General features: G+C 68.6%; 7 protein-coding genes and 1 pseudogene. 7 read left to right on the forward strand and 1 reads right to left on the reverse strand.

Translation table 11 applies throughout. The features are described from left to right. A pseudogene (locus tag B1964_RS03265) lies at positions 1–335 on the forward strand (response regulator transcription factor); the annotation flags it as partial. 135 nt (positions 336–470) lie between these two features. Then, positions 471–4,589 (forward strand): Ig-like domain-containing protein, encoded by a 4,119-nt coding sequence (locus tag B1964_RS03275; protein ID WP_139765612.1) that lies wholly within the window; start codon positions 471–473, stop codon positions 4,587–4,589. Positions 4,590–4,668: 79 nt separating this feature from the next. Here B1964_RS03275 and B1964_RS03280 read toward each other — a convergent pair whose 3' ends face one another. After that, positions 4,669–5,400, reverse strand: coding sequence for a hypothetical protein (locus tag B1964_RS03280; RefSeq protein WP_079928800.1), 732 nt, complete (start codon positions 5,398–5,400; stop codon positions 4,669–4,671). 383 nt (positions 5,401–5,783) lie between these two features. Between B1964_RS03280 and B1964_RS03285 the strand changes: the two genes are divergently transcribed. From B1964_RS03285 to B1964_RS03305, 5 genes are all read left to right on the forward strand, one after another. After that, positions 5,784–6,272: a CarD family transcriptional regulator gene (locus B1964_RS03285; RefSeq protein WP_006372593.1), complete on the forward strand. Its 489-nt coding sequence runs from the start codon at positions 5,784–5,786 to the stop codon at positions 6,270–6,272. Between the two features lie 57 nt (positions 6,273–6,329). Beyond that, complete coding sequence (gene ispD, locus B1964_RS03290; RefSeq protein ID WP_253193869.1) at positions 6,330–7,013, forward strand: 2-C-methyl-D-erythritol 4-phosphate cytidylyltransferase; 684 nt, start codon at positions 6,330–6,332, stop codon at positions 7,011–7,013. After that, positions 7,010–7,480 carry a 2-C-methyl-D-erythritol 2,4-cyclodiphosphate synthase gene (gene ispF, locus B1964_RS03295; protein ID WP_079928804.1) on the forward strand — a complete coding sequence of 157 codons (471 nt, stop codon included), beginning with the start codon at positions 7,010–7,012 and terminating at the stop codon, positions 7,478–7,480. The genes ispD and ispF overlap by 4 nt, the downstream gene beginning before the upstream one ends. 84 nt (positions 7,481–7,564) lie before the next feature. After that, complete coding sequence (cysS, locus tag B1964_RS03300; protein WP_079928806.1) at positions 7,565–8,959, forward strand: cysteine--tRNA ligase; 1,395 nt, start codon at positions 7,565–7,567, stop codon at positions 8,957–8,959. Then, positions 8,960–9,781, forward strand: an 822-nt coding sequence (locus B1964_RS03305) for an RNA methyltransferase (protein ID WP_079928809.1), incomplete at its 3' end; no start/stop codon positions are given.

The raw sequence follows: 9,781 nt of genomic DNA on the forward strand, positions 1-9,781 counted from the left end.
GTGCGCCGAGAGACGAGGTGCGCCGTGCGGTGGAGACCGCCGCCGCGGGAGATGCGGTGCCCACCATGGACTGGGCGGCGGCGCTGGACTCCGACCCGGCGTTCGTCGATCTCCCGCCGCGGCTCCGCGATGTGCTCGAACTCTATGCGTCGGGTGGCTCCGGAACCCACGTCGCGCGGGTGACCGGGTTGTCGGTGGAGACCGTCAACGAATACGTCGAGCGCATTCGCCGCAAGTATCACGATGCGCACCGGGATGCGCCCACCAAGACCGATCTGTACAAACGTGCGGTCGAGGACGGGTGGCTGCCGATGCCTCGCCGGGACGGTTCCTGAACCGCGATTGACCGGTGTCCTCTGATCGGATGCCCCCGAAAGTCGGGGCTATCGCGGTGATGTGGTGTGCGGCAGCGTCGACAGCGCGGGCGTGTCGCGTCCGTTCGGGGCCACCATCCACCGTGAGGATCGACGATGACCAGAAGGCGAGCGACCGGATCGACACATAGGGTACGAGCAGCGGCAGCCGGTGTCGGCGTCGGGGCCGTGCTGTGGTGGGGTGGCCAGGCGGTGGTCGACGGGGCAGTCGCCTACGCCGATCCCGTCGGGACGGGCACGACTACAACCGGTGAATCGACTTCGGGCAGTACGGATTCGACGGCCTCGGGCGAGGCGTCGAGTGGTGAATCCGGTGCCTCGGCCCCGGCCGGCTCCTCGGCCGGTGACAATGGTTCTGGCGCTGCCGAATCCCCGGCAACCGAGTCCTCGGGGCCGGATTCCGTAACCCCGGACCCCGTAACCCCGGACCCGGTAACCCCCGAGCAATCAGGAGCCGAACCGTCTCGCACCGAGACCGCCACCCCTGAGACCGCCACCCCCGAGGCCGATACCACCGAGATCGCCAACACCGAATCTGCCTCCGCTCCACCGTCTGTCGGGACGCAGCCCCACTCCGGCGTGGGCGCGCAACCGTCCGGGGTTCCGGCGACCCCGGTGGGTGACTCCGCAACCGGGCCCGACGACGAGGGCTCGACGTCCCCGGGTGCCTCGAGCCCGGAAACGCGGCAAGCGCCCACCACGCCGACGCCGACATCTCCGATGGCGGTGCTGATGTCGGTCTCGACGACTGCGGCCCCGGTGACCGTCGTGGGGTCGGCGCCTGCACCCGCCACGGTCGACGACGGCGTGCCCGTGGTGAATGCACCGACGAAGTTCGTCGCCACGCTACTCAGCGTGCTGGGATTCAATCCCTTTGCGGTGGGCAATGGTTCGGCGCCGCCGCCGCAGCCCGCGCTGGTCTTCGCCTGGGCCGCATGGCAACAGATCAATCGGCGGCTCTTCAACTCGTATCCGGTCCTCACGCCCGGCGGACAGATGGTCGGCGCCGGCGGCGTGGTGACCGGTTCCCTCGGGGCGAGTGATCCCGATCGGGACACGGTGACCTATACCGTGACCGACGGCCCCGACCACGGAACCGTCGTGATCGGCCCCGACGGAACCTACGCCTACACCCCGGACCCGGACTACGCGCACCAGTTGACCGAGAACGGCGGCACCACGACCGCCGTCGACTCGTTCACGGTGACGGTGTCCGACGAGACCCCTTCCAACGGTTGGCATCTGCATTGGCTCTCGGCCACCGGCGCTTCCGGACAGACCGCGACGGTCACCGTCACGGTGGCCCCCGCCAACGCGGCGCCGACGATCACCGCCACTGCGGCGCCCGATGGGGCCTCGACGGTGTACACGGTCGTCACCGCCGATCCCGACGGCGACACCACAACGGTCACCGCGAGTGCACCCGCGCACGGCACGATCGTCGACAACGGCGACGGAACCTGGACCTACACACCCGATCCGGCGTACGCCCACGGGTTGTCGGCGGGGGGGAACACCACGCCCGGATCGGATTCGGTGACGTTCACGGTGACCGACGGGCACGGCGGCTCCGTCACCACCGTCGTCACCCCGCTGATCGCGCCAACCAATGCCGCTCCGGTGCTGGTGGTTTCGGGGTCGAGCGGCTCGTCGGCGGTGATCGTGCTCGGGAACGCGCAGACGAGCCTGCCGAACGGGGTGACGGTGAGTGCAGACGGCAAGTACGCCTTTGTCGGCGACACGACGGCCGGTGCGGTGTACATTCTCGACGCGGATCCCTCGAGTGCGACGTTCGGTCAGATCCTCGGACAGATCCCCGTCGCCAATGCGACGGGTGCGGTCGCCACCCCGGACGGTTCCACCCTCTACGTCGCCGACATGTCGCAGTCCGGTGGCGTCGTCGTCATCGGTCTGGACCCGGAGTATCCCGGAACCGGAACGGTGATCGGGACCATCCCTCTCGGCAATCTGCCCGGTGATCTGGCGATCAACCCGGACGGGAACACGCTGTATGTCGCCACCAATACCGGTGTTCGGGCGATCGACATCGGTTCGGGTTCCACCGCGGGTGATGTCGTGGCCACCTATCTGCCCGGCAGCAGTCTCACCGGCGTGCTGGTCGGCGCCGACAACAAGACTCTCTACGCGACGGGCGGCAGCCTGGTGCGGGTCATCGACATCGACCCGGACAGCGCCACCTATCAGCAGGTGCTCTTCACCATCGCCACGCCGGCGGCGACCGGGGTGGCGGCGAGCCCCGACGGCCGCACCCTCTACGTCAGCGAACAGAACGCGCGGGTGGTGGCGGTGATCGACATGGACCCGTCGAGCCCGACCTACCGCCAGGTGATCGCCACGCTGCCGGCCGGGGGAACTCCCACCGACGTGGCGCTGACCCCCGACGGCACACGTCTCTACGTCACCGGCCTCGACGGCACCGTCCGCGTCATCCCGACCGGGGGGATGACCGGAACCGCGAGCGCCACCGATGCCGATGCCGGTGACACGCCGTCCTATTCGGTGACCACCGGACCCGCACACGGCACCGTGACGCTCAACCCGACGACCGGCGGGTGGGTCTACACCCCGAACCCGGGTGCGGTCCTCACCCAGGATTCGTTAGTCATCTCCGTCGACGACGGCCACGGCGGCCACGACGCGGTCACGGTGACCACCAACGGGGCGCCGACGATCACCGCCACCCCGGCACCCGATGGGGCGTCGACGGTGTACACGGTCGTCACCGCCGATCCCGACGGCGACACCACAACGATCACCGTGAGTGCACCCGCGCACGGCACGATGGTGGACAACAACGACGGAACCTGGACCTACACACCCGATCCGGGATACGCCCACGGGTTGTCGGCGGGCGGGAACACCACACCCGGTGCCGATTCGGTGACATTCACGGTGACCGACGGGCGCGGTGGCGTCACCACGACGACCATCACCCCGGTGATCGCGCCTGCCAATCTGGCACCGCAGGGCTCGGTACTCGTCACCTCCGACCACGGGTCGACGACCTCGACCATCGGTAGCGGCACGACCAGGCTCTGGGAGGGCGTGGCAAGTCCCGACGGGAAACGCCTGTACGCCAGCGTCCAATCCGGCAGCGTGGTCATCGTCGACGCCGACGTCGCCAGCGCCACCTATGGCCAGATCCTCAAGACGGTCAACGTCGGGCAGCAGACGGCCGGGATCACCGTCAGCCCTGATGGCACCTGGGTGTATGTGGTCGCGGGCAACAGCTTGCGGATCATCGACGTCGACCCGGCGAGCTCGACCTACGGCACCCTCGTCACAACCACCTACCAAGTGCCCAACGGTGCGCAGGACGTCGTGGTGAGTCCCGAGGGAAAACGCGCCTACGTGGTGGGCTCGACGATGCTGTACGTCGTCAACGTCGACCCGACGAGCGTCACCTACGGGCAATACGCCGCGTACACGTTCGCCGATGGTGGCGATCTGGCCATCAGCGCGGACGGCACCCATGTCTACGTGGCCGGCTACAACGGGTCCGAGGTATCGACGGTCACCGTCAGCCCGACAAGCAGCGGCTACATCCCCCCGAGCAATGTCAGGGACACCGGCACCGGGGCCAACCCCTCCGGGTTGGCGCTCAGCGCGGACGGGACCCGGCTGTATTCGTCGAATGTCGGCTCCGGCACGGTGACGATCCTCGATGTGGACCCGTCTACCACGCCCCAGGCGATCGACACGATCACCATGCCCACCGGCGCCTCGCCGAGCGCGGTTGCCCTCGGCGCGGACGGTAGGACATTGCTGGTGTCCGACCAGCTCGCCGCTCTCGTCTACATCGTCGACGTCGATCCGAACAGCGCGCACTACAAGCAGGTGGTGTCGTCGGTGCCGACGTCGGGGCCGAACGGATCGCTCATCGCGAACGCCGACGGGTCGGCGGTGTACGCGATCGGCAGCGGGTCGACGTCGGCGATCACCGTCATCCCGCTCTCGACCTCGGGCACCGTCATCGGGACCGACGCCGACAACGACGCCGTCGGTTACACGCTCTCCACGGGACCCTCCGGCGGCTCGGTGACGCTGAACAGCGCGACCGGTGCGTGGACCTATGTCACGCGCACCCCGGGCACGATCGACGACACCTTCGTCGTGACGGTCTCCGACGGCCACGGGGGAGCCACCCCGGTGACGGTAACCGTCGGCGCGGCTGCGTCGTCGACCCTGACCTGAGTATCAGACAAGCCGCGGGGCCGCGTCCGGTATGGACGCGGCCCCGCGAATCTGTCTGTGGTTCTGCCGAATACGAGCGTCAGTGCCCGCCTTCGCCCTCGGCCTCCTGGCCGCCGCGCGGCTGATCGACCCGGGTCTGCAGGGTGGTCGCGTCGACCGAGGCGTCGGCCTTGATGGTGCCGGCGTCGACCCAGTTACCGTTGTCGTCCTGCACCTGGAAGTAGAAGGTGAGTTCGGTGGTCAGTCCCGGCGCGACCGACTTGCCGGCGCCGTCGAGTTCGGCCATCATCGCCGACTCTCCGAGTAGTGCCGAGGTCGGTCGGGCTGCGCTGGTCGTGGTCGCGGTGCTGCCGGCCTCCGTGCTACTGGACTCCACAGTGCTCGATGCCGTGCTGCTCTGCGACTCACCGGAGGCGCTCGGCTCCGAGCCGTCCGGCAGGACGTTTGCCGGGTTGCCTGCGCGCACGGCCTGTCCGGGCGCGATGGTCGGCTCGCCGGTGATGGTCACCGTCGCCGACGACGGTGCACCCTGTTGGGACACTGCGATCTTCGTCAGCTTGTAGGTCTTGGTCGGGCTGCTGTTGGCGATGGTGAACGACACCTCGAACGGTCCGCCCTTGTCGAACACGGTGTCGGCCTGATCGGCCGGGTAGACCACCTGGAGGTTGCGGATCTCGACCTTGTCCCAGGTCGCGGTGGCCTCGCCACCGTTGACCCCGGGCATCATGTTGGAGGTCTGCGCGATCTGTCCCGCACCACAACCGGTGGTGCCCAGTGCAATGGCGACTCCCGCAGCCGCGATGGCGGTCACCGACGCCAAGCGTCGTGCAGTCGAAGGTCGTCGCCGAAGTCGAGTTGGCACGGACACCCGTTCCTCCCAGGTAGTCGAACGCATAAACGCAGTGAACGAACGCTGCACTACGCAGCGTAGTGGGCGCGCGTCACAAAATCCCGGCGGGGTGCCAGATTGGCCCGTGTCGCGTCGAGGTCGCCGACGGAGCGGACCCGGACAGCGGGCGCGAGTGTGGCCGTGGATGCCGCGGTTGCGCAGAGGCGACACGCTTGCTAAGGGGTGGTGCCTCACCTGCCCAAACACCGAGGCCGAGCACCCATCATGGCCTTGACCTGCACCGTTGTCTGGGCCGTCTGGGGCGCCCGTGTTAGACTGGCCATACTCGAAAGGGGCACGGAACATTGAATTTCAAAGTTGGCGACACCGTTGTCTATCCCCATCACGGTGCTGCTCGGGTCGAAGACATCGTGATTCGGACCATCAAGGGCGAACAGATCGAATACCTGGTTCTCAAGGTTGCCGATGGTGACATGACCGTCCAGATTCCCTCATCCAAGCTCGAGTACGTCGGCGTGCGTGACGTCGTCGGCGAGGAGGGGCTCGATCAGGTTTTCCAGGTTTTGCGCGCCCCGCACACCGAGGAGCCCACCAACTGGGCTCGCCGGTTCAAGGCCAACCAAGAAAAGCTCATCTCCGGCGACATCATCAAGGTCGCCGAGATCGTCCGCGACCTGTGGCGTCGTGAACAGGACCGCGGACTGTCGGCAGGCGAGAAGCGCATGCTGACCCGCGCTCGTCGCGTCCTCGTCGACGAGCTCTCGCTTGCTCAGAACACCGACGACGAGAAGGCCACCAGCATTCTCGACGAGGTTCTCGCCGCGGCGTCGTAGACGTCGTCTGCTGTGACCGCAACACCCGGGTCGGCGTCGTCGGCTCAGGATGGCCGTGTGAACTCGCAGGTCTGCGTGATCATTCCGGCCGCCGGTTCGGGAACTCGGCTCGGTGAGTCGATTCCCAAGGCTTTCGTCGATCTGCACGGGCGCACCATCCTCGAACGGTGCGTCGATCAGGTTCTCGATCTCGATGCTCGTGTGGTCGTCGTCGTGCCTGCCGACCTCGTCGGTCGGGCACGATTGCTTTTGCCGCCGCACGTCGAGGTGGTCGCCGGTGGCGCCCATCGTTCCACCTCGGTGCGGGCCGGACTCGCCGCGGCCGGCGATGCCGGGATCATCCTGGTGCACGACGCCGCTCGTCCACTCACCCCGGCCGGCGTATTCGGTCGGGTCATCGACGCGATCCGTGCCGGACATCGCGCGGTGATCCCCGGGATTCCGGTGGCCGACACGCTCAAACAGATCGAGCAGTTCGACACCGATCTCGCACGGGTCACCACGACGGTCGATCGAGATCTGCTTCGCGCGATCCAAACCCCGCAGGGCTTCACCCGCGAGGCGCTCGTCGCCGCACATGCCGACGACGAGGGCCTGGCCACCGACGACGCCGGTCTGGCCGAACGCATCGGCATCCCGGTCCACGTCGTCGAGGGCCATCCGATGGCCATGAAGATCACCACCCCCTGGGACCTACGGGTCATCCGTCAGATCCTGGACTCCGGAGAGGTCGTCACGTGAGGGTCGGTATCGGCTCCGATGCCCATCGCGTCGAGTCGGGCGCGCCGTGCTGGATGGTGGGGCTCCACTTCCCCGACGACGCCGGCTGTGAGGGCCATTCCGACGGTGACGTCGGTGCCCACGCGCTGTGCGACGCGGTGCTGTCGGCGGCCGGACTCGGCGATGTCGGCTCCGTGTTCGGGACGGGCCGCCCCGAATGGGAGGGCGTGTCCGGTGTGCAGATGCTCACCCATGTCGCCGAGCTGGTGTCGCAGGCAGGGTTGCGTGTCGTCAACGGTGCCGTGCAGGTCATCGGCAATCGTCCCAAGATCGGCCCGCGCCGCGCGGAGGCGCAACAGGTGCTCTCGGCCGCGCTCGGCGCCCCGGTGTCGGTGTCGGCGACCACCACCGACGGGCTCGGCATGACCGGACGGGGCGAGGGTATCGCCGCGGTGGCCACGGCGCTGCTCGACGAGAGGCTGGACTGACCGCGTGGGGTCGGTACCGGTAGCCGGGGCCCGTCACGCGGGGGTGGACGGTCACGGGCATCGACCCGGGTAGAATCGCACGTCGTGACCCTGCGCCTGTATGACACCGCCACCCGGGAAGTACGCGACTTCGTGCCCCTGCACACCGGGCATGTGTCGATCTACCTGTGTGGCGCCACCGTCCAGGGAGTTCCGCACATCGGTCACGTCCGCAGCGGCATCGCCTTCGACATCCTGCGCCGCTGGTTGCTGCACCGCGGCGACGACGTGCTGTTCGTCCGCAACGTGACCGACATCGAGGACAAGATCCTGCGCAAGGCCGCCGAGGCCGGACGCCCGTGGTGGGAGTGGGCGGCCACGCACGAGCGGGAGTTCTCCGCGGCCTATGACGCGCTCGGCGTGCTGCCGCCGTCGGGGGAGCCGCGGGCCACCGGATTCGTCACGCAGATGGTCACCTACATGGAGCGTCTCATCGAACGCGGGCACGCCTACGCCGCCGACGGCAACGTCTATTTCGACGTGCGCAGCCTGCCCGAGTACGGCGCGCTCTCGGGTCACAAACTCGACGACGTCCATCAGGGCGAGAGCGCGGGCACCGGGAAACGTGACCCGCGCGATTTCACACTCTGGAAGGCGGCCAAACCCGACGAGCCGTCGTGGCCCACCCCGTGGGGTGCCGGGCGTCCGGGCTGGCACCTGGAATGCTCGGCGATGGCCACCTCGCTGCTCGGTGCGGAATTCGACATCCACTGCGGCGGAATGGATCTCATCTTCCCGCACCATGAGAACGAGATCGCCCAGGCGCACGGCGCCGGCGACCCGTTCGCCCGGTACTGGCTGCACAACGGCTGGGTGACCATGGGCGGGGAGAAGATGAGCAAGTCGCTGGGCAACGTGGTGTCGATCCCGGCGATGCTCGCGCGCATGCGGCCGGTGGAGTTGCGCTACTACCTCGGTAGCGCGCACTACCGCTCGATGCTGGAATACTCCGACGGCGCCCTGACCGAGGCGGCCGCAGGCTATCGACGCGTCGAATCCTTTGTCGAGCGCGTGCATTCGCGCGTGTCGGAGGTCGGCGTGGGTGAGGTACCCGCCGAGTTCGCGGCCGCCCTCGACGACGACCTGGGTGTGCCCGCGGCGCTGGCCGTCGTGCACAACACCGTGCGTCACGGCAACACCGCCCTCGAGAGCGGCGACGGGCCCGGGGCCTTGTCCGCGGCATCGGCGGTGCGGGCCATGACGGGCATTCTCGGCGTCGATCCACTGGACCCGCACTGGCATTCCGACGCCGCCGACGACTCGGCGGCCACGTCGGCACTCGACGTGCTCGTGCAGGCCGAACTGGCCCGACGGTCGCAGGCGCGCGCCGACAAGGACTGGGCCACCGCCGACGCGGTGCGAGACCGACTGGCGCAGGCCGGTATCGAGGTGACCGACACCCCCGACGGGGCACAATGGAGCTTGAAAGGCCGGGAGTAGATGGCGGGCAACTCGAAACGCAAGGGCGCCGTCCGCAAGGACGGCAGCAAGAAGGGGCAGACCGTCGGCTCCGGCGGCCAACGACGCCGCGGACTCGAAGGGCGTGGGGCCACCCCGAAGGCCGTCGACCGTCCGTACCATCCGGCGCACAAGCGCGCCAAGGCCGCCGCGAAAACCACTGCGGGACGGCCGAGGTCGCGCAAGGACGACGGCCCCGAGTACGTCCTGGGTCGCAACCCCGTCGTCGAGTGCCTGCGTGCCGACGTGCCGGCGACCGCCCTGTACGTCGTCACCGGCAGTGATCCCGACGACCGGGTCGCCGAGGCGGTCAAGCTGGCCGCCGACCGTGCCATCTCGATCCTCGAGGTGGGCAAGGGTGAGCTGGATCGGTTGTCGGCCAACGGTATGCACCAGGGCATCGCCCTGCAGGTCCCGGAATACAGCTACGTCCACCCCGACGACCTGATGCGCGATGCCCTCGACAGCGGCACCCCGCCGCTGCTGGTGGCGCTCGACAACATCACCGACCCCCGCAACCTGGGTGCGGTCATCCGCTCCGTCGCCGCCTTCGGCGGGCACGGGGTGCTCATCCCGCAGCGACGCAGCGCGTCGGTGACCGCGGTGGCGTGGCGCACGTCGGCGGGTGCGGCGGCCCGGCTGCCCGTCGCACAGGCCCCGAATCTGACTCGCACACTCAAGGATTGGGCGGAGACGGGTGCGCAACTCGTCGGTCTCGACGCGGAGGGGGACGTGACGCTCGACGCCTACGACGGCACCGGACCCACCGTCATCGTCGTCGGGTCCGAGGGCAAGGGCCTGTCG

The sequence above is a fragment of the Gordonia sp. i37 genome (assembly GCF_002043085.1).
GTDB classification, from domain to species: Bacteria; Actinomycetota; Actinomycetes; order Mycobacteriales; family Mycobacteriaceae; genus Gordonia; species Gordonia polyisoprenivorans.